We start from the raw sequence: 22,854 nt of genomic DNA on the forward strand, positions 1-22,854 counted from the left end.
GCGCTCGGCTTGGCCCCCCGCCGTGCCGTCACCGCCCTCACCGCACGACCGAACGGCCGAGAGCCACATCGAATCACCGCGGGCGACGACGTCGACGACCGTGCAGGCAGCGGGGGCCTCGCCGTCCCGGTCCGGCCAGGGGGGTGCCGCACAGACCGCGCCCCTGAACCGGGCGCGCCTACATCCCGCGCTGCAGGCGGTGCCGACCCGGGACAGCCGGCTGGACGCCGAATTCACCGACGACCCGGCCCCGGGCGACGAACTCTAGGAGTGAAGTGTCGATGAGGATCCCGCTGACCGCGGTTGACGCGTTCCGTGCGCAGCTTCGCCACCTCGTCGCGGACGTCGATCCGGGTACCCCGGTCGCCGAACTGGCCGCCCGACTGGCCGGCTTCGAAGAGCCGGCTCCCGCGGCCGTGCCCGACGTGTATGTCGGCTCGCGGCGGCTGGACTCGTCAATGCCGCTGCGGGAGACCGGGATATCGGCCGGGGCCGTGCTCGGCTTGGACAGCCCGGTCGGTTGCCCGGCCGACCCGGTGCTGATGAGTCCGCCGAATGAGGGGGCGCTGCTGGAGATCCGCGTGGTCGGCGGGCCCGACTCCGGCCGGATCTGGCCGCTGGGCATGGGTGTTCACGACATCGGCCCGGCCACCGGAAGCACGGTCGAGATCAGCGGCGACGGTGTGCCGGAGCGCGGGGTGCAGGTCACCGTGGGCGCGACCGGGCTGGCCTGGCTCACCGTGCCGGACGAGGCCGACGGAATCGCCCCGCCGACCCGGAACCCGGCGGTCGGGGACAGGCCGGCGCCGGACACCACCAACTTGGACGCGCTCGGCGCGCTGGTCGGCCTGAAATGGACGAGCGACTCCCCGCCAGGCAGCGTGCCGCTCGCCCCCGGCTACGACGGCGTGCGGCTCGCCGTGATCCAGCCGCCCGAAGGTCAGGCGGTGACGCGCTGCGCGACCGGCGAGGTGCCCTGGCCGGTCGGCGGCGACCTCGTTGTCGGCGACAACGTCCTGCGGCTGTGTCGGCCAGAGGAAGCCGATGCCGCGATAACGGTGTCGGAGGACGGCCTGGGCCGGGACGTCAACCGCCCGCCCCGGATCGTGCCGCCGCTGCACGTCGGCAAGTTCACCATGCCCAAGCCGCCGACCGTACCCGCTCGCCGAGCCTTTCCGCTCACGATGATGCTCGCGCCCGCGTTGATGGGCGTCGGCATGGTGTTCTTCCTGCATTCGTACTACTTCCTGATGTTCAGTGCGCTCAGTCCGCTCTTCTTCATCGCCAACATGGTCAGCGGACGTCGCAGCGCCCAACGCGCCTTCTGGACCGACCTGAAAACGTTCTGGGAGCGACGACTGGCCACCAGCGCCGCGGTTCGGCACGCGGTAGCGCACGAGCGCACAGTGCGCTGTGAGACGTCGATGGACCCGGCCTGCGCCGCCCGAACGGCTATCGGTCCGGGCCGGCGACTGTGGGAGAGGCGGCGCAACGACGGCGACTACCTCCTGCTGCGCGTCGGCACGGTGGACCAGGCCTCGATGATCGAGATCGATGATCAGAACCCCGAAGACGGCGGGCGAAGGAAGGTGCACTGGAACCTGCCCGAGGTGCCGATCGCGGTGGACCTCGGCCGGCGCGGCGTGCTCGGGGTGACGGGGGATTCGGCCACCGTCCGCGGGCTGGCCCGCTGGCTCGTCACGCAGACCGCGGTCCTGCACAGCCCGCGCGACGTGCAGGTCTACCTGCTGACCGACGGCGTTTCCGAGCAGGCGTGGGACTGGGTGCGCTGGCTGCCGCACCTGCGGCCGGGGGAGGACGGGCCAGGCCCGGCTGCGCTGATCGGCAACGAGCCGGACAGCGTGGCGAACCGGATCAGTGAGCTGATCTCGCTGATCCACGCGCGGCAACGGGCCCGTAGCAGCACGATGAGCTCGGTGGTCTTCAACGAGCCCGACATCGTCGTCGTGGTGGACGGCGCGCGCCGGTTCCGGGACGTGGCCGGCGTGATCCAGATCCTGACTGACGGCCCGCGACTGCGGATCTTCGCGATCTGTCTGGACGAACAGGAGCAACTGCTGCCCGAAGAGTGTACCGCCGTGGTGCGCTGCACCTCGAAGGGGCTGGTGATCAGTCAGCGGGATCAACCCGTCGTCGAGGACATCCGGCCCGACCTGGTCTCGCCTGCCTGGTGCGAGCGGGTGGCCCGGGCCCTGGCACCGCTACGCGACGTGACCACGGACGACGACGCCGCCCTGCCGACCATGGTGCCGCTGCTCGAGTTGCTCGACCAGGACCCGCCGAGCAGCGAACGGATCATCGCCGAGTGGGAGCGGCGACCGGCGAGCACCGCCGTGGCGTTCGGCGTCGGGTACGACGGCCCGGTGGCCTTCGACCTGGTCCGCGATGGCCCGCACGCGCTGGTCGCGGGAACAACCGGTTCCGGCAAATCGGAACTGCTGCAGTCCATGCTGGCCTCGGCGGCACTGGTGAACAGGCCGGATGAGCTGGTGTTCGTGCTGGTGGACTACAAGGGCGGCAGCGCGTTCCAGGACTGTGTACGGCTCCCGCACGTGCTGGGCATGGTGACCGACCTGGACAGCCACCTGGTGGAGCGGGCGCTGGCCTCGCTCAATGCCGAGCTGCGCCGCCGCGAGCAGGTACTCAACCAGGCGGAAGCCAAGGACCACGCCGCCTACCGGGCGCTACGCTCGCGCGACCCGAACCTGCCCGCGCTGCCCCGCCTCATGCTGATCATCGATGAGTTCGCCACGATGATCCGCGCCCTGCCTGATTTCATCTCCGGCCTGGTCTCGATCGCCCAGCGGGGTCGTTCCCTCGGAATCCACCTGGTCCTGGCCACCCAACGCCCGGGAGGCGCCGTGACCGCCGATATCCGGGCGAACACCAGCCTACGGATCGCGCTCCGGGTGACCGACCCTCTGGAGAGCCAGGATGTGATCGACACCAGCGACGCGGTCGGCATCTCCGCCACGGTGCCCGGCCGCGCGATCGCCCGGCTGGCGCACAAGAAGATCCTGCCGTTCCAGACCGCCTACTCCGGTGCCGTGCGGCGGAGCGACGGCGCCGCGCAAGAGGAGGTCCCGATCCCGCCGATGTGGCTCACCGAGGTGCCTTGGTCCCGGCTGGGCCGGCGGCTCGAGGTTCCCGAGTCGTTCGCCGAGGCGGCCGAGCAGGACGCGCCCACTGACCTGACCGTGCTGGTCGATACCATCATCGAGGCCGCGGGGCGCATCGGGTACGCCGAGCAGCCCAGTCCATGGCTGCCGCCGCTGCCTGACCGGCTGTTGCTGGACCAAGTGCCCGACATGGTCCGGGCTCCCCGAATCAGCTTGGCGGGCCTGGCTCCCGAGGAGGGGGCGCGCGGCGGGTCCGGCGCCGGTGCGGAGCCGGCCTCCGAAGCAGGCGGCGCGATGGCGGATCCCGCCCGCATCGCCGCGGCGGCCGAGGTGATCAGGCGAATGCCCCGTGCGGCCGCCGCTGCCGGCAGTGCGCTGCCGCCGTTGGTCTACGGGCTGAGCGACATCCCCGCACTGCAGGCGAGGCTGCCGCTGATGATCGACCCTGCCACGTTCGGCCACCTGTACGTCCTAGGTGGCGCCCGCAGCGGCCGGACCCAGGTGCTCCGGACGATCGCGGCGGCAGCGGCGCAGACCTATTCGGTGGCTGACATGCACATCTACGGGGTCGACGCGGCAGGCGGCGCGCTCGCGGTGCTCCAGGACCTGCCGCACTGCGGAACGGTGGCCGCGCGCTCCGATCTGGACCGCGTGGATCGCGTGGTCACCCGGATCGCGTCCGAGCTGACCCGCCGTCAGGAACTGCTGACCGCTGGCACCTGCGCGAACCTGACCGAATTGCGGGCCAAACTGCATGCTCCTGACCGGCCCCCGCACATCCTGCTCCTGGTCGACGGCTGGGAGAGCCTGGCCGGGCTGATCGCCGAGTACGACGGCGGCCGGTTGACGGAGGAGTTCCTCCGCCTGGTGCGCGAGGGCGCCGCGAGCGGCGTGCACCTGATCGTGACCTCGGAGCGCTCCCTGCTCGGCGGGCGGATGGGCGCGCTCAACGACAATCGGCTGCTGCTGCGGATGGGGGACAAAGCCGACTTCACCTTGATCGGTTTGAAGCCGAGTGAGATCCCGGACAGCATCCCGCCCGGTCGCGGCTGGCTGTCCGAAGGTCTTGTCGAGGCGCAGATCGCCGTTCTCGACGCAGACACGGCCGGGCAACGGCAGGCGGACGGGCTGCGCAGGATCGCCTCCCGCGCCGCGTCCCGGGACGCGGATGTGCCGGCCGGCCGCCGACCGTTCGAGGTCGCCACGCTGCCGGCCATGGTTCCGTTCTCCGAGGCCTACGCGAAGGTGCCGGCCCGGCTGCGGCGGCCGATGTGGGCGCTGCTCGGCCTCGGCGGTGACGATCTGGAGGCGACCGGCGTCGACCTCTCGGCGGCGGCGACCTTCGTGGTGGCCGGCCCCGCCGGTTCGGGGCGGAGCAACGCGCTCACCGGCATGGCGGTCTCCCTGCTCGCCGGCGGTACCCGGCTGATCGTGATCACTCCGCGCGTCTCCCCGCTGAGCAAGTTGGCTGAGCACCCCGGCACCCAGGTCATCGACGGAGTCTCCGCGGTGACCGGGGCCGCGCTCGACCAGGCACTGGCCGCGGCGGGCAGCCCGTGCGCGGTCCTTGTCGATGACTGCGACCTGCTGGCGCTCACCCCCGCCGACGCCGTGTTCAAGCAGATCGTCGCCACCGGCCGCGACCGCGGTATCAGCTTGGTCTGCGCCGGCTCGGGGGAGATGTTCACCCAGACCCCGGCGGGCTGGATCGGCGAGTTCCGCAAGCGGCGGGAGGGGATGCTGCTCGCTCCCCGGTCCGTGATGGAGGGCGATCTGATCGGCGTTCGACTGCCCGTTTCGCTGATCCGCGGCCCCAAGCCTCGCAAGGGACTCGCTTTCCTGCCGAACCACGCAACCGGCGGGCTGGTGCCGGTCCAGGTCCCGCTGATCGAACTGGAGTGAGTCGGCGGCCCGCGCCGCGGAAGGGGCACAACGACGAACGCTCGGCCGGGATCTCTCCCAGCCGAGCGTTCGGTCCTCGTCGTCTTCGCCTAGGTCCGGGGTGAGCTCATTGCAGGGGTCCGCGCCGTGGTGGAGGCCGCAGCTGTCTGAGAGCTGATCTGCGAGGCCATGTTGGCGTCGGAGTTCATCAGGGAGCCGGCGATGTTCTGGAACGTGGTCGCGAAGGAGAGGATCTGGTTGAAGAGGTTCTGCATGTTCGCCGAGAAGTCGGTGAACTCTTGCTCGAGAGCTGCCGAGGTGTCCTGCATGTACAGGCCGCCCGCGGGCGACAGCAGGCTCTGTACGACTGCTTGAAGGGACGCCATGTCAGGTGCGAGCTCTGAGTTCACGGCGTTGACACAGGTGTTGTAAACGGAAGTGACGAGTTCCGGATCGATCTGGACTTCGTCCGCCATGGGATTCTCCGGTGGTCGACGGGCTGTGTGTAGGTGTTCAGCTGGAAGCGCTGCTCGTGATCTTCGAGGCGGTGTCGCTGTCGAACTGCAGCATGTTCTGCACGATGTTGTCGAACTGGGTCGTGAAGGTCGTGACCTGGTTGGCGCCGTTCTGCAGCGCCGTCTGGAATGATTCCCAGAGGGTCGTCATCGCCGGGGAGGTCATCAGCAGGTACAGGCCGCCGCCGGGCATGAACAGCCCGCTCACGGAGGTGTTCAGCGCGGCGATCTGACTCTGCATGGTCTCCAGCGTGCCGTTCATCGAGGAGGCGGCACTCGCGACCTGTTCCGAGGAGATCTGGATGCCGATTGCCATAACTGGTCTCTTTCGCTTGTCGGGGTAGGGCGGATCGATCAGTGGGTCGGATCATCCATCTGCGCCCAGCCCCCAACTCGGTTCGGAGTTGGGGTCCGGCTTCGGGGGCGGGGCCGCGAGGTCATCCATCTGCTGATTCGGCTTCCAGACGGGATCGTCGGCGCTCTTGGTGTAGAAGGACGTGCTGGTCGTGCCGTTGACAGTGCTGGTTACGGTCATCAAGCCCGTGTACTCGCCGGCGAGGCCCACGTTCGGCAGGGACTCGTTGATGGTGGTCGTGTTGTGAACCTGGCTCCCGTCGGCCAGTGTGACGGTCTGGGTGGAGTCGTATTCCGCGGGCTGCCCGGAGGCGTCGTGGTGCGTCACGGTGCCGATGTTCGTCGTTTCGGTGTAGGTCAGCCCGCTGTTCGCGTCGGTGACCGTGGTGGTCTCGCTGGTGATAACGCCGTTCGTGCCGGTCGCGTCCGTGGCCGGTGTCGTATTCAGTGTCGTGTTGACGGTTACGCCGTTGGCGGTGACCACGTTGCCGTTCGCCGGGACGTCGGTCGGCGGGGTCGGTTCCGCGAGCGCCGGAGTCGTGCCGGTCTGGGTGCCGTACGCGTTATAGACCGGCTGGGGTGTACCGAGCTGGTATGCCGCGGCCGGGTCGTCCATCTTGTCGTTGTACTGCTGCAGCTGTTTCTGGTAGTCCTTCCACTTCTGCTGGCTCTCCTCAGTGGCTGAGACCGAGAGCGAATAGTTCACCGATGCGGCGCAGCCGGCGTCCTGATTGAAAAACTGCTGGGCCACCTCGCTGATGATGCTTCCGAGCTGGTTCAGCCCCGTCGTCGATTCGGTCAGCAAGTTGTTCCACGCTCTGATGAACAGGACCGTGTCATCGGTGAGAGCGGCGCAGCCGGTGAAGTCCTGCGGGGAGTACTGGGTCCCCCCGCCCGACATCAGGTCGAGCCCTTTGGACATGGCGATGGCGTTGCCGTACGTGGCCTCCAGCGACTTGATGCTGGTGGCCATGTTCTGGAGCAGGTCGTAGTCGATGGCGAGATCGGCCATGACTGAGTGCCTCCGAATCCTCATACACGTATCGCTGGTGAGACGAGTCGACCAAGGAGGAAGGTTCATGAACGCTACGCCGGGCTTGACCCGTATCCGGTTCGGTCGTGGATCCGAGTTGCGGGTCCGGCAGCCTGTCCGATGAATCTGGAGGTCCCAGTGGCCGGTACCCGCCCGTTGTACTGGACCGTGTTCGGGGCCGGCACCATGGATCCGTGTTTCGGCGATCCGGACACGACTGCGCAGGTGGTCTCCTACTTCAACCAGGTCATGACGGGACTGGACGAACTCAAGGCCGGCCTGCAGTCGGTTCTGGCCACTGCGACCTCCAGCGGTTTCGTCGGCAAGACCGCTGATGTGCTGCGCAATCAGATCGACAGTCAGTCCCGGCTGGTGAACTTCCTCAACCAGGCGCAGACCGCTTACTCCGAGGCCGCCTCCGCGCTCAGCGCCTACTACGGCGTCATGGTCGAGCAGCAGCAGGTCAGCATCGACGCCTATCACCAGGCGGTGGCCCTCAATCTGCCGTCGACCGATCCGCAGGTCAAGCACTTGTGGTCCATTGCCAAGGGCGCGGGCGAGACGATGCAGGCGGCGGGGAACAAGGCGGCCGGCGTCATCGGCTCGCTATACCAGACAACAGCGTCGCCGATCTCGTTCGGCGAGAAACTGCTGCAGGACATGGGCTTTCTGCTGATCGCGCTCGGCATCGTGGCGGTGCTGTTCGGCGGCCCGATCGCGCTGCTCGACTACGCGGTCAACCTCGCCGTGTTCATCTACGGGGTGGTGCAGTTCGCCGAAGGGAAGATCAGCTTTGGTGAGCTTCTGCTCGACCTGCTGAACGTCCTGTTCCCGTCGACCCGCGGCATGATCGGCGACATCGTCGACGGTCTCGAGCTGGGCACGAACGCGATCAAGAACGCGGGCGAGACGGTCGTCAACCTCTTCAGGGGCGACGTGAGCCTGGACGCGTTGTTCACGAATTTCTCCTTCGCCACCTTGCTTTCCACCGACGTGTTGTCCATGGCCGCGAACGCGGTCAAGGTTGGCGGGCTATGGGTCGTCGACACCCTCAAGGCGGTGCCCGCGTTCCTGGGGGAGGAACTCGGCGGGATCAAGTCCCTGCGCCTGATCACGCCGATGAGCAAGGAGGATCTCTCCGATGGCCTGCTCTCGGCGATCAAGACCGGCATCCTTCAGCGGGGTCTGCTGATCTCGCCGGAGGCGCTCGCGAATCTCGGCGGCTTGTCCGAAAGGGCGTCAGCCGGTGTGTTGAATCTGGCCAAGGTGGGTGGCGAGGGCGTGGCCACGGTGTTCGATTCGCTGCGCTCGGCCGTCGCCGAACTGGTGCCGGGCTCGGCCGTGTCGGACGCGAAGCTCGCCGTAGATGCCGCGGGCGCGGTGACCAAGTTGGACGTGGCCGGTCAGAATGTGGCGGGAGTAGCCTTCCACGGCCTGTCCGCGATCGACGCGCTACAGGTGGTCAACCCCGAACTGCGCGGCGCGAGTGGCGCGGACCTGTTCCTGGCGAAGGTGGCCGGGCCGCAGGTCGAGGCCGTGCCGGTCTTCGACACCTCCACCGGGCTCCAGCACGGCACCATAGACCTTGCGACCGGGGAGCCGATCGGGGCCGACGGAGCCTCCTCCCTCGCCACGCACCTGCGCACCGTCCCGTCGAGCGGGTACGACGGCGGCTCCGCGACGGCTTTCCCGAGCATCGAGTCGCTGCGCACGGTCGTCGGCTCCGTCGGCATGCCGCAGTTCCGGGTGACCCTCGACGGCAGTGTGTCAGCCGCGCTCCACAGCACGGCGGCTCTGGCAGAGGACTCGATCTTCGGCATCGACCACTCGGCCAAGTTCCTTTCCGGAGTCCTTCCCGAGATCGGCGCGGCGATCCACACGGGGCCGCTTTCGGTGGTTTCGAACCGGGTCGAGCCGGTCGTCAACGTCCACGACGTCACGTCGTCCGCCGCCGTGTCCGGACACCTGGAGGCAACGGCGAACGCGTTCGATGTGGCCGGACAGGCAGGCATCGGGGGTCTCGCCGAAGTCTCGGCCACGGCGAGCCTGGGGCACGGCGTAGTGCTGCCGCCCGTGGGCGCTGACCACATCGTGAGTGTCACAGGGCTCGGTGATCTCGCGCAACCGGTCCGAGTGCCGTCCATCGATGCGCACCTGGCCGACCTATCGGCACTGCAAGCGCTCGACCATGCGTCCGGTTCCGCGTTCGCCGCGCCGGTCGTGTCGGCGCACGGGGATTTGTCGGGTGTCGGAGAGTTTGGTGTGGCGGCAGTGTCGCACCCGATCGAGGTGGCGGGCGTCGGTGATCTCGGGACTGTGGCATCTGTCCCCGGTCACGGGGATTTCGCGGCGCTCGGCGAGGCCGGCGACCTGGTCGCGAGTGCCGTCCGCCACGACGGGGACCTGCCCGGCCTCACCTCAGCCGGGATCGACCCGGCCGGGATCGATTCGCTCGGACTCGCTCCGGCACGGATAGACTCGGTCGGCAGCCGGGTCGGTGTCGAGTTCGTCGACCACGGCGCCGCCGGCACCGGCTACGTCACCGAACACGGCACCATCGAGGCCCGACCCGTTCCCGGGCACGACGTCGGGGACTCCGTCGGTATCTCGGATCTGAACATGCCGAGTCAGGGCGTCGCGGACTCCGCGAGTCTTTCGAGCCGTGGGCTGTCGGAGGTCACCGGCCTCGTCGACGTCGGCGCCCGCGCCGATTCGGGAGTCAAGGGTCTGATTGACCCCGACGCCGCCAGGGTTCCGGTGCCGCTCGCCGAACACGCCGCGCCCGTCGCCGACCACCCGTTCGCCAGCGATCCCGACCCTGCCGTGAAGGCCAAGAGCCCGGCGAGCGGCTCCGACCCCGTGGCGATCGGGCACGAATCCGCGACGGCCGGTCCGGGAACGACGACATTCGGTCATAGCGGCGAACTGGCCAAGGAGTTGCACGAGGCTGCTCCGAAGCTTTCCAGAGCCGATTACCAGATTCAGTTGACCGGCGAACTGCGGGCGGCCAAGGCCCGCTTCGATACGGCGTGGCAGCGGCTGCGGGCCGAGGCAGGGCCGGGACCCGGCAAGCTGTTTTCGAATAAGGAGAAGGCCAAGGCCTGGAGTGTGCTCAAGGCGGACCTCAAGCAGTCCTTCGCCGAGCGCTACACGGATCCGGCGGACGGCTGGGCGCGCCCGGTGACCGTGGCGGGCCTGTCCGGACCGGACGACCTGCGGCCGTACTACCGCTTCTCGGAGCAGTGGACGCTCTCGGCCGACGCCCGCGCCGCCAAGTTCACCGGGAAGTTCGACTACGAGGCCGAGTTGGCGCTCGTGCACGCAAAGGCCGAGCCCCAGTTCAGGCAAGCCGTTGCGCTGTGGGGTGGGACCCGGGCCGGCCGGCCGGGTCCCGACGGCAACGTCGTGAACGAGGCGCTGAGCACGTTCAAGAAGGATGTCGAGAAGTCCTTCGCGGAGATCAACGGCAGGCCGGGCGAGGGCTGGCGGCCGAACGGAGGCCAGGCGGTCGCGTTCGAGCCGACGCTGAGCGGGCTGACCGACGGGCTGCCTGGGTGGCTCGACCGCTACTTCCTGGCCCAGGCCAAGCTGGAGAGCGCGGAACACCGGTTCTGGTCCGCCTTCGAGCTGGCGATCACGAAGAACCATGAGGCCGCCGCGAGTCCGCTGTTCGCCGACGCACGCGAAGGCGCCCAGTTCGCAGCGCTGAAGGAACTGGCCGACCCGAACGGGATCTGGAAGGACCTCGGCGCGAAGCTGCGGGAGGAGGTTGAGCAGCAGCGCATGCTGCACGACGATCCGGCCCAGCTCAGGCGGGCGATCGATACCAGGGTCCAGGATCTGCTGGGTTCGGTGGAGGAGCGGGTGAACCGGGCGATCGATCTCGGGAAGGATCTGCGGAGTCTGCGCACGGCCGTAGACGACCTGGCGGGCGGTGACAAGGGAACCGGCATCAGATTGACCGGCAAGGTGGTCGATCAGCTTTTCTGGAAGATCTCCGACGAGGAGTTCCGCGACGCGTTCGGCACTATGCGCGGTCGGACCGCCGTGGGAATTCCCACCTTCCGGCTGCTGCGCGAGGCGGCCGGCGAGTTCAACAGCAAACTGAGCCTGCGGATCGAGCACCTGGCCCAGGAGGCGCACTACTCAGACGTCCCGGCGATGGACCGGCTGCCGATGCGGGAGTTGCTGACCGATCTGGACAAGTCCTTCCAGAAGATCAAGGATCTGCATCCCGACTTAGGCGAGCACACCGCCGTGATACACCAGGCTTTCAGCGACCTGGGCCAGGCGATCGCCGCCCGGCTCCAGCAGGCGCCGGTGCTGGCCAAGGCGCTCGAAGGCGGGCGCGTGGGTGCCCCGTCCGGCACGCTGGCCGATGCCTTGTCCGGTGGCGGGCGGCCGATCCTGGCCAAAGAGGTGAAGCAGATGGTCGCGGCGGACTTCGAGAAGATCCTCGAAAGCGATTCCGGCGCATCGCAGGACCCGGCCGCAAGCGGGAAGGGTCTGCCCGGCGCGCAGTCCACGGCGGCCATGCCGCCCGCGCAGGCGCGCGCGCTGGTCAAGGGCGAATTGCTGAAGGTGGTCGATGAGCACTTGGCCTCGGCAGCCCCCTCCTGGAACGCTCTGCATGACGACCTGGTCCAGGCGCTCGGGCAGGCGCGCGAGACACATCCCGGCAGCGGGATCAGCGACCTGGCGCTCAAGCGGTTCGACGACGCGGCCGGCCGCCTCCAGGACCGCTTCCACGACGCGGTCAGCCTGGCCGACGGGCTGGCTGCGGCGCGAGTGGACGCGCTCCGCCTGGACCCCGGCGGGCACGGCCTCGGCCTTGGTTCGGTCACTCGTGTGGTGGCCGAGCGGGTCGACGCGCTGGCGCGCGGAGATTTCCGGGCGATCAACGGCTCCGGACAGGGCTTTGACATGCTACACCTCGACAACGCGTTGACCCGGAAGGCAGACGTCGCCGCCGATGATCCCGGGGCGGCGGCCTTGGACCCCAAGGCGGCGGAACATGGCCGTGCGGGTGCGGCCACTGACACGACCTACGCCGAAGAGCCGGTCGCCCACCTCGCGACGCCCCTGATGCGGGACGCCGTCGAGCATTTCGAGATCTCCATGTCGCGGCGGGTCACCGACTACTCCCTGCTGCTGCACGACGGCGGCGCACTGGGGGAGCGATTCTGGGCCGAGTTCGGCCGCACGGTGCGTTCTGATCTGACGAGAGCCGTCGACCACGCGGTCCAGGCGCATCCCGAGGCGGGCACGGACCTGGTTGAACTGGTGAAGGACCGGTTGGCCGACGCTTTCGACCAGGTGCACATCCAGGAGAGCCGGTTTGCGACGCCTACCTCCGAACAGGATGGCCTCCAGAGCCTCGGCGAGGTCTTCGCCGCGCAACCGGACCAGGTGGCCGCCAGCCTGCGGGCGATGATCTCGGGCGACTTCGAGTCGGTGGCGCGCGGGATCGGGCACGCCTCCGGATCCGCGCCGGAGGGCTTCGGCACGCTCTCTCGTGAGATCGTCGGAAAGCTCGAAGGCGCCGTCGGGAAGCATCTGGAACAGCATCCTGAGTTGTTCGGAGACGTGGTGCACGACCAGGCTGCCGTGAAGCAGGCCTGGACGGAACTCAAAGCAGTCGCGCAGAAGATCGTGGACGACGCGCAGCACGCCGACCTCGGCGCCCTGGATCCGAAGATCGGGGTGGAGTTCGGCAAGACGCTCGACTCGGTCAGGTTCCGGCTCGAGGATCAGTTCGTGCCGGAACTGCCGGAGACTGCCGCGTTCACGCACCGCGACGCCGCCCTGAACCCCGGCGGGCGGCCGACCGCCGAGCAGTTCGGTCGGTTGTTGCGGGACAAGATCGCTGAGGTCCAGACGGAACTGGCGAACACCGAGTGGGCCATTCGCGCACAGGTGCACGCGGAGACCGTCCCGCTGTTGCACGAGGTTCTGGCCACGAAGTTCAACGGTGCGGTAAACCAGCGCTTCGCGGACCGCGCCGCGTTGGGCCTGAGGTCCGAGGCGTCCAGTCTCGACGGTGCGGGACCACACGCGAACGACCCGGATTCCTTCATCGTGCACACGGACGACACAGGCGCTGCGTTCACCCCGAAACCCGGCGCGGACATCTCGCGCACCACTCTCGCCGAGGTGCGCGGCTGGTTCGCGGACGAGGCCCTGGGCATCTACGCAGATCACCTCACCGCCCTCCACGGCCTGCGCGCGGCTGACCGGCTCGGTGATGCGAGTTTGGGCGAGCTCGACAGAGGGTTGACTCGCGCTTTGGACGGCCTGGGCAGCGAACTAGACGCCAAGCTGGAGCACGCCGCCGCGCTCGACCGCGGCCTCCTCGACCTGCGCGCGGCTTTCGAGGATGCGCACGCGAATTGGAACGCGCTCTTCCGCGGTGACAAGGCACTGTCACCGGAGGCGGTCAAGCGCGTCTGGAAACAGGTGGACAAGGACGCCCGCGAGGTCTTCCAGTTCATCCACGAGCCGGCGCCCGACAGCGGCTGGGAGGGCCTGTGGCACAAGCTCGGTGGAGTCGACGCCGTCTGGGATCGTGCCCTGCGGCGCTTGGAGGACGGGTTCCCCAGCCGGTTGCAGGTCGAGGAGGAACTCCTCGACGCGCTGCACGACGGCGCGGGGCAACTGCACGCCATCGGTTCGCGCCATAAGGTGCCGGCCGCGCCAGCTGACGCACTAGCCACCGACTTCCGCACCGAACTGGTCACCGACTACCACCAGATCTTCAACCCGAAGTCCCAGTACGACATCGCCGCGTGGCTCAAGCACGAGGCCGCGAACGAGAACACCTTCGCCGACAAGCTTCGGGATTTGCGCAACCCACATCCCGTCACCAGCCGGGAGCAACTCGCCGCGCTGTGGGGGAAGGCATTCGGCGACGCACCCCATACGGCTGAGTTACCGCACGACGGTGCCACGGCGTCCGTCGGCAGCTCCGGCGACCAGCACGTCCGGCTGCCCCAGGCCCAGCAGGAGGTCCAGGCGATCGGGTCCGCCGAGAGCCGGTCCGGGCCCGACCGTCCGCCGCTGCCAGTCCGGGATTCCCTCCTCGATCCTGCCGACGCCGGTTTCGCCGGCGCCGAGCCGTCGCGGGCGCACGTCGCCGAGGCGTTCGCGGACCAGCACTCAGGCCCGGCCCGGAGCGACATCGGCGCCGGCGCGCCCTTGCCCGAACTCTCCGCCCTCGCGCAGTCGACCATTTCGCTCGAGCATGCCACGGACAGTTTCGAACCCGGCTTGCCGTCGCGTACCACCGTGCCGCACCCGATCGACGCGTCCTCCGGATTCGACTTCGAGACCGACTTCGCCGCGCGAATGGCCACAGTGCCGCTGTTGCAGACGTTGAGTCCCGATCAGGTCACCGCGCTGAGGACGTCCGCGGCAGACGCATGGCGGGCGCACCTCGGCCGGCTCGAAACGTCGATTCCGCATGCGCCGGGCGAGGCGTCCTCCGGTGAAACTCTGCCGCAGAACACGGCTTCGTTCTACACGGACCTGATGAACACACTGCCGAGCCGGGCGATGTTCCTGAAGCACCACACGCTCCTGACGCCCCGCCCCGACTTCGAGGCCGACTTCGCAGCCAAGGTGGCGCAGACTCCTGCACTGCAGGAGTTGCCGACCCAGAAGCTCGAGGCGCTGAAGGCATCCGCGATCAGGGACTGGGCAAAGCGTTTCGACAATGCCGAAAGTTCCGCTTACGTCGGGAGCCCGAAACCGACCGACCCGCTCCAGAGCCCGGCGATACACAGCTACCGAGACTCGTTGAATCTGCTGCCGGCGCGGGCAGACTACCTGGAGCGGCAGAGCACTTTCGAGACCCGCTTGCTCAAGGACGTCGCGACCGCGACGGCGAAATGGCTCGAATCCGGCCTGTCGCCGGAGAGCACACACGCCGCGAGCATCAAATTCCAGGCTGCGCTCCGCCGCGAATTCGCGAGCGCGCACGCGTCCCTGCTCGAGCACGGTGCGGCTCCGGGCGACTGGCTCGAGTCCAAGTACCCGCTGCTGGAGAACAACATCGACGGCTGGGTGGGACTTGAGGCGCTCGCCCACACAGCCGTGCAGCGGATCGACGAAACCGCGCAATGGCTGCGGCTGTCGCTATCTGAGCAGCAGTACTCGGCCGCGCACACCACGCCGACGGGCCCGGAACCGCTCGAAGCCCTGGTGTTCCAGCTGTCCGGGGAGGTTGCCCAGGCCACGGTAAGCGCGCAGAAGTCGCTGTTGATAGCCTCCGGGTCGCCGGTCGATGCCGCCACGCGAGTGCGGTGGTTCCACGAGGACATGGCCGAGCGGTTCGACCTGGTAGCCGAGCAGTGGCTGACGGACGCCGGTGATGGCGCGGTCGTGCGCGCCATTCTGCCCGAGTTGCGCGCCGCGGCACTTGGAGAGCCAGGCTGGGCGGCTGAGACAGACCTCGCCGAGACTGCCCCCTCACCGGCATCGCCGTTGGACGCCCTGGGCGACGATTGGCCGCGTGCGCGCTTCGTCCGGCTGGAAGACCTCGCGCCGGACGAATACGGCGTCACGCCGTATCTGCCGACCTCCGAAGGCGCGGTGTTCGTCGCGGGCCCGTACGACGCGGCGGCTGACCGGATGCTCGTGGATGGTGTGTGGCGCACGTCACGCGAGGTGGCGCGGTGGATCACCGCCGACGGCAGGCGGTGGCGCCCGGTGCGTCCGCAGCCTGTGGTGTTGATCGGCGGAGAACTCGGCGAATCGTCGTTCCCTGCGTCTGTGGCCGGTTTCCTCGAGGAGTCGGTCGGCGACGGCGAGCATCCGCTGGTGATCGCCACGAGCGGGCATCCGGTGTTGACGCTCGCCGGTGACTTCGTGGTGCCGCCGGTGACAAGGTCCTCGGGCCATGCCTTGGCGTGGCCGCAGGAGGTGGGCCAGGGCTGGGACATTCACGGCGCGAACGGCGAGCGGATAGCGCTGGGCTGGTATCTCGACGACTCGCTCGGCCTGCTCGGCGTCGAGGTGCGGCGGGGATCAGTGCTTCCGGGCACGCCGATCGTGTGGAGTCACGGCCCGCAGACGCCGACCGCGATGCTGCACACCGCCACACTTCTTCCCGCGCTGACCAGGCCTGTCGCGAACAGCGCGGCGGAGGTCGCGGCCCTCCCGGAGGTCTGGCTCGCGGCACAGCGGGCGGTAGTGGAGCGCAGTCGGCCGCCCATGGTGCTCGGGCACGTGCCCAACATCGTGCGCCGGGCGCGGCTGCACGCGGCGATCCGGGCGGTGCTGGTCGAGAGCGCCGCGTTCGGCAAGGACGCCGGCGACGCGCTGGCCAAGGAGCTCGGACCGACCGGCGGCGCGCCCGACCTGGGCTGGCTGGGCGGCGGCGGATCGCGCTGGACCCGGCAGGAGCGGGGGCTGCTGCCCGGCGGCGTCGTAGGCTGGTCCGCCGCCTCCCCGCCGCAACGGACGATCGTCGACGAATACGAGATGCTTGATTTGTCCCAGCCCGGGCCGTCAGGCGTCACGAGTTCCTCCTCCGCCCGCGATCCTGCCGCCGACGAGGCCGCCGACTACTTCGCTCCCTGGCGCGCGCCCGACAGCTCGCACCTGGGCAAGGGCAAGGCGCCGGAGACCGCATCGGCGCGCATCGAGCCGGCGACCGAGCCGAGCCGGGTCGCGCCCTGGTATGTCGAGGCCGACGCGCTCGGTGAGTTCACTGTCGAGGAGGTGAACCCCGAGAAGAACTCCGTGGGCGATGCGAACGCGGAGGCGCGGGCGATCATGGAGGCGCTCGGGCAGAGGGAGGCGATCGGGAAACTGTCGAACGGCGTTCGGCACGCGATCGAGCGGGAGATCGCGGGCCTGTTGGCGGAGCGGGACGGCAAGAAATGGGCGGCGCACCTGCGCAACGGCGTCCATGTCGAGGTCCCTGGGCACACCGTGTGGCTGCGGCCGGTGCTGCGCGGCGCGAGGCACGTGCCGACCGAACAGCGCGCGCGGCGGGTCTATCAGGTCAACTTCGCCGGGATCAAGACCCAGCACACGCAACAGTGGGCGAGCCGCAACTGGCTCATCGGAGCGGCGCAGGCCACGCTCAACATCGCGAGTTCGGCGCTCACCGCCGTCGCCCCGGTCGCCCCGCGGGTGTCCCTGTCCTCCTCACGGCGGCACACGGCCAGCGCGGCCCTCGAGGTGGTCTCCGGACTCAAGGCGATGTCCGGGGGGGCCGAGAACTTCGCGGCGGCGGCCCTGGTGAAGGTCTACCTGGACGGGATCGAGCTGGACCACGGCAGGGAACCGGTCGGCGAGCTGACCGTGACCTTCCCCCAATTCCTGACCCCGAGGCTGGCCAACCCGGTGGACTCCACCCGTCCGCCCGCGCACCGGGCGCTGCCGGGCCGGCTCAAACTGCGTGCACAGTTCCTGCCCACCGCGCTCGACTCCGGCCCGGTGCTCGCGGACCTGCAAGCGAAGCTGCTGGCAGCCGGGGTGAAGGCCGGGCTGGTCGCCGAGATCTCTCGGGAGATCGCCGAGCAGATGCTCAGCGAGACCTCGGTGCGCAACCGCAGCCGGTGGCTGTTCACCAGTGGTGACGTGTCCGACCCGATCCGGGTCAAATCCGGGCCGGCCAGGTTCGAGGGCGGGCTCACCATCGCGGCCGAGATCGAGTCCCTCGAGCCGCTGGACCCCGCGCCGCTCGCCGACGTCGCCGGTGAACCCGCACCGCCACCCCGAGTCCCGTTCCGCAGCGACATGGGTCTGGCCAGCACCATGAAGCATGCCGGCGGCCATGGCAGCGCCGCCAAGCTCGACCTGGCGTCCGACGTCGGCGGACTCGGCGGTGCCGGCCATCGGGCCGTCGGCTTCCTACTCGGGGCATTGAGCCTGGGTTCGGAACGCGGCTACTCCTCGTCGATCACCGCGCTCGCCATGAACAAGACGACGCTGATCCGCAAGGCGCCATTCAAGCGGTACCGTGCCGTGGTGCGGGTCACGATCAAGACGGACTCGACCACGCACCAGGTCGCCGATGCCGCGGCCAGCGTGCACTCGGAACTGCTCGTGCCGCTGCTGGAAGCCGCCGAGTTCGAGACGAAGGTGCTCGGCGCGGTGGTCTCGCCGGATCTGTCCGGGGCCGATGCGTGGGCCAGGGTCCGTTCCTCGGCCACTGTTCGGGCGCTGCTGGCCGGGGCCGCGGACGAAGGGGTCGAACCGCTGCGGGAGATGGAGCGGCCGGCGGTGCTGGATAACGCAGGCTCGCTGCGGGATCCCGAGCGGCCTGCGGTTCTGGACGCCCGCGGCCCGCACTCCACGCCCGATGACGACCCGATGCCCATCGCGACCGGGCGCGGCCAGGGATTCGGCATGCTGCTGTCGCTGACCGGCTCAGAGCGCGTCTACACCGACCTGCGCGACGTGCTGCACGTGCGGGTCGCCCAGATGCGCGCGAAGAAGAGCAGGATCAGCGTCGGGAACCAGGCCATGGGCGGTGGCTCGGCGCGGCCGATCTACCGGGATGACAAGGCCGTCAAGAAGACCGACTGGTCACAGATCCACCGCGATCTGAGCGCCAAGTTCGGCAGCCCGGCGCTCGAGGCGGACCTCGCGGTCCTGCTCGCCGGCATCGAACATACAGCGCGGATCGGTGGCGTCACTTACGACATGGCCGTGATCGGGCACCTGCTCGACCGGCACGAGGACGGGGCGACCTCCGCCTTTGAGATGGCTGTCAACGCCCGCTCCACTGGAGGAATCACCACGTCCGTGGAGAAGAACCGCTCGGTGACCCAGGAGTTGACCATCGCGGGTGCCGCCCGGGTGAAGCTCAGTTCCCGAGTGCGCCTGGAGGCGGGAGATTTCGCAGTGACTCCGGGCCACACGCGGATTCGGGGCAAGGGGCACGTGACCGGGACGAAGGGCTATCGCCGTACCGAGACCGACGGCGTGGTCGACGCCAGTGTGCGCACCATCGTCTACGAAGTCTCCATGCGGGTCGACGGCGGGCAGAAGGAGACCTGGTACATCCACAGCGGCGACCTGGTCGGCGAGGACGTGGTGGCCCGGATAGTGGTGGCCCCGCAACATCTGGCGAGCCAGACCGAGGCGGTCCCGCCGGCTCCGACGGTGACCGAAGGCCAGAGCCCTGCCGAGCAGGCCGCTGTTCGGGCCGAACGGATCGGTCTGGTCGGCCGGATGTTGGACTTCTCCACCGGCGCCGAGGGTGTCTACCCGGCCTTCCTTATCGTCCCGGAGCTCGCCAGAGCCGTGAGCGATGCGCACGCCGATCTCAACTCCCTGCCGCACCGGCCGGAACGCTGGGACTGGCCGGAGCAGATCCGCCGGATGTCCACCCCGACCGCGCTCCAGGCCCATTTCGACGCCCTCGTCAGCGAACGCGGCTGGGTGCAGCCGCTGCCGGAGGTGAAGGGATGGAAGCAGGCCGTGGCCTACCGGCTGCGCTTCGTCAACGGCCGCCTGCTCAAGTCCAGCGCCGGCGACGTGGAGATCGAGCACTACGGCCAGGCCATGGACCATCTCGACGGGACGGCCGGCCGGGAGTGGGGCGTGGAGCTCAGCGCCGCCGGCGGGCTGGTGGTCGAGTTCGGCGGCGGTGAAGGGTCCGGCGGGCACGAGCCGACCTCGACCCGGCGGGCCGGCAACCAGTTGAGCATCCGCGGGGCCGTGAACATCGACAGCCGGTGGGGCCGGGAACGCAGTGCCGGGCGCGGCCAGATCCGCATCACTCGTACCACCATGGCCGGCGTCGTGCACACCGTGCGCGGGGACGCGGTGCTCGAGGTCGACGTCATGCGGTGGAAGGGCGACAAGGAGCAGGTGCTCTCCGTCAACGTCAAGGTGCCCGACGGCCTCGACCTCTTGGTGCCGCACCGTCGGGCCGAGGATCTGGGTCTGCAGGTGCCGCCCGAGGCCGCGCCGGACGTCCCGCGGCCGCAGCCGGGCCTGCGGCGGGTGCCGGTCGATCAGGAACTCGCCTTCGGCGCCGCGCACGTCGAGGCTCTCGACGCCGACCAGGTGGGGCGGGAGATCCTCGGTGTGCTGCGCAGGCGCGGCGTACTATCCCCGCTCGGCACGATCCCCGGCGGCCGGCCGAACGGTCTTCAGCGCTGGGTCGAGGATCAGTTCTCCTCGCGGGAGTTGAAAAAGGAGATCCTCCGGCTGCGCCAGGGCATGATCCGCTGGCGCCCGCTGCCCGCGGTGTTCGGAGGCACCCGGCACCTCTGGATCAAGGTCACCGCGGACGTCGGGAGGATCACCGGCCAGCGGGCTCGGCTCGAGACCAAGCTGACACTGCGCCACGAGGACTACGCCCTAAGCGGCGAAGGCCGATCGCAGGGCCTCGACTCCGACATCGCGATACGGCTGCAGGGACACGGTGCCATCGCCGACACCGGGCTGGCGGGCGGGGATGTGGAAGTCGGCTACAAGCAGGAATCCGAGGTGAGCCACGGCACGGACACCAGCTCCAAGGACATCTTCCGGCTCGGCGCCTCGGACGGATCCGAGGAGTTCGAGCATGAGGTGACCTACAAGATCGAGATCGGCGTCACCCCGGAACCGCCGGAGTTTCTGCGCTGGCCGCAGGTCGGCTACAAGAAGTCCGTGCTGGGCGTGGGCAACCTCGGCGCGGCCATGCTGGGCTGGCGAGACGCGATGGAGCGCTTCTGGTACGGGCATCGCCCGTGGGCCTGGTTCGAGACGGTGACCACCCGACCGGCCGGAGGTGGAGCCGAGGCGCTCGGCGGCGAGGCCGCAGAGCCCCGGCCGATCACCGGATCCGTCCGGCTCGTCGTGCCCGGCCACCTGACCGAACTGGTGCCCGACGGTCCGGCGGCGGCGCGGACGGTTGCGCCGAGCGCCTTCGGCATCAATCCGCGCTGGGCCGAGCCGGGGCGCAGGGGCGCTATCCCGGACGAGGCGCTGGAGCGATTCGCCAAGGTGGTCTACCCGGTCATCACCCCGGCCGGCCTTGCGGCCGAGCGTTGGGCACCGCTGACCACCGTCGCCATCCGGCACCGGCCCGCGGATCTCGAGGCGCCAGGCGCCTGGCAGGTGCCCTCGTTCGGCTTCGGCCGACCTTCAGCCTTAAATGTCAACCACTTTAGTATGCTCAACAGTGGAATCGAGCGTCTGCTGCTGCACACCTACCACATGCCGCTGCGAGACATCCCGGTGCGGGAGGCCGGCGCGCCCGGCCTGCCGGGCGACAAGCACGACATCGTGCTCGGCCTCGACATCGTCGATGTCCGACCGGTGACGAGGGGCGAGGTGCCGATCAGCGCGTCGTTCAAGACCCGGCGATACGCACAGCAGGGCACTGAGCCGAAGAAGAGCATCAAGCGCGGCAGCGGTTGGTTCGCCAGCGCCGCGATGACCGGGGGCGCCAGCGCGGGTGACACCCTGGCCGAGGGCGACCTCGGCGTCGGCCGCGGCGCGATGCACTTCGAGATAGAAGGCACCGAACCGGGCGAGGTGGCCGAGCGGGACGAGGAGGAGCGCACCGACTTCCGGTACTACCGGGCCGACGTCGTCCTGGTCATTCGCGGATCCCGCGGTACGCTGCGGGTCGGGGTGCCCGACGGCCTGTACTTCGCGTTGCGGGCGGAGGACGGGGATTGGGCCGAGGGGCAGCTGCCGGATGTGTTCCGCAGCCTCGGCGGCCAAGCCCCGCTGGACGAGCGCGTCGAGGCACTGCGCCCAGCCGACGACCGGCTGGTATCGGAGCAGCAGGTCGCAGCCCCGGTTGGGGCTAGCGGCAGGCGGTACGAGCCGAAGCTCTCCTCGATTCCGGAGGAGGATGAGACCGTCGGGGAGTCCCCCAACGCGCGGTTCGACCTCGCCCCCGGTGCGCCGCCACGTGCTCCTCTGCCTGGCCGGCACGCGGCCGATTCGGGTGGGCACGGTGGTATCCAGAAGCGTGTCGACGGTCAGGTGCTGGAGAAGGAGACGAACGCGGTAGAGGTCGGGTTCTACACCATGGTCCGGCAGTTGCCTGAGGGCCATCCGCTGAAGCTGGTGGTGCCGCATTCGTATGAGGCGGACGATGTGGCGCGGATGGAAGGTCGAGAGCCGGAGCCGCCGACGAGTGGTTCGCGGATCTTCATTGACGATTTGACGTATGGCATGCGGGAGCCGACGCTTCTGGACGTGAAAATCGGATCGCGGACGGCGAGCCGGCACGAGTTGCTGCGGCATCTGAGTGCGTCGACGGCGTGGCTGAAGAAGAACAAGCTGAAGCTTGCGGATCAGGTGACGGGTTCGTCCTCGCGCGGGTACCGGGTGGTCGGTGGGACGGGGCTGGAGGGGAGCAGACGGGAGATCGGCCGGGATTCCGTCGCGCATATGCGGACATACGTGGAGGAGGGGTCGGTCGAGGCTCTGGCGGGATTGCTGCGGGACAGGATCCTGGCAATCGGGGCCGCTGCCGAGAAGTCGGGGTATGCGTTCGTCGCTGCGAGTGTGCTGATGGCGGTAGACCGTCAGCCGACGGATGCGAGCCGCGCGGTGGACGTGAAGCTGATCGATTTCGCGCACACATTCAGGCCTGGCGATCCCGGGACGGACCTGGACCAGTACGCGAAGTACGCGGCGAACTTCCGCGACGGTATCAACGCCCTGGTTGATGACCTCAGTGAGATCGCCGCCGGGCGGGCGGGAGCCTAGCTGCGAGTTCCGTTGGTGTCTTCCGGTGGTTTCGGCGTCTGCTGCGACGAATCAATGATCTGCTGCGGCAAGGGCGTCGTCCTCGTTGGCGGCCTGCAGCTTGCCCTGGGCACGCAGGTGGGCGAGCGCGGCGTCCGCTGCGATGCGAAGTTGCTGTGGATCGCGGCGGACCTGGGTGAGTAGGAGCCCACCCTGGATGGAAGCCATCGTCGAGACCGCCAGGCGCTCCGGCCGGGCGTCGGACCGCAGTTCGCGT

At 69.1% G+C, this 22,854-nt stretch carries 7 protein-coding genes; 3 read left to right on the plus strand and 4 right to left on the minus strand.

Annotated features, from left to right (window positions below; translation table 11 throughout):
- The coding region (locus tag KDK95_RS16275; protein WP_212519022.1) for a hypothetical protein at positions 1–268 on the plus strand (268 nt) is incomplete at its 5' end.
- Between the two features lie 13 nt (positions 269–281).
- A complete protein-coding gene (locus tag KDK95_RS16280; RefSeq protein WP_212519023.1) occupies positions 282–5,042 on the plus strand; it encodes an FtsK/SpoIIIE domain-containing protein in 4,761 nt (1,586 codons plus the stop codon).
- 89 nt (positions 5,043–5,131) lie between these two features.
- On the opposite strand, the gene KDK95_RS16285 is transcribed toward KDK95_RS16280, so the two are convergent.
- Genes KDK95_RS16285 through KDK95_RS16295 form a run of 3 tightly spaced genes read right to left on the minus strand, consistent with a single transcriptional unit; the run spans position 5,132 to position 6,902 of the window.
- Complete coding sequence (locus KDK95_RS16285) at positions 5,132–5,497, minus strand: hypothetical protein (RefSeq protein WP_212519024.1); 366 nt, start codon at positions 5,495–5,497, stop codon at positions 5,132–5,134.
- Between the two features lie 37 nt (positions 5,498–5,534).
- Positions 5,535–5,852 carry a hypothetical protein gene (locus KDK95_RS16290; protein WP_212519025.1) on the minus strand — a complete coding sequence of 106 codons (318 nt, stop codon included), beginning with the start codon at positions 5,850–5,852 and terminating at the stop codon, positions 5,535–5,537.
- Positions 5,853–5,903: 51 nt separating this feature from the next.
- The gene (locus KDK95_RS16295; RefSeq protein ID WP_212519026.1) at positions 5,904–6,902 is read right to left on the minus strand and encodes a RodZ family helix-turn-helix domain-containing protein; all 999 of its coding nucleotides are present in this window, start codon (positions 6,900–6,902) and stop codon (positions 5,904–5,906) included.
- A gap of 159 nt (positions 6,903–7,061) precedes the next feature.
- Here KDK95_RS16295 and KDK95_RS16300 point away from each other — a divergent pair, with 159 nt between their 5' ends.
- Positions 7,062–22,598 (plus strand): inositol polyphosphate kinase family protein, encoded by a 15,537-nt coding sequence (locus KDK95_RS16300; protein WP_212519027.1) that lies wholly within the window; start codon positions 7,062–7,064, stop codon positions 22,596–22,598.
- Between the two features lie 51 nt (positions 22,599–22,649).
- On the opposite strand, the gene KDK95_RS16305 is transcribed toward KDK95_RS16300, so the two are convergent.
- Positions 22,650–22,805 (minus strand): hypothetical protein, encoded by a 156-nt coding sequence (locus KDK95_RS16305; RefSeq protein WP_212519028.1) that lies wholly within the window; start codon positions 22,803–22,805, stop codon positions 22,650–22,652.
- Between the last annotated feature and the right edge of the window lie 49 nt (positions 22,806–22,854).

The sequence above is a fragment of the Actinospica acidithermotolerans genome, from assembly GCF_018139625.1.
In the GTDB taxonomy this organism is placed as follows: Bacteria; Actinomycetota; Actinomycetes; order Streptomycetales; family Catenulisporaceae; genus Actinospica; species Actinospica acidithermotolerans.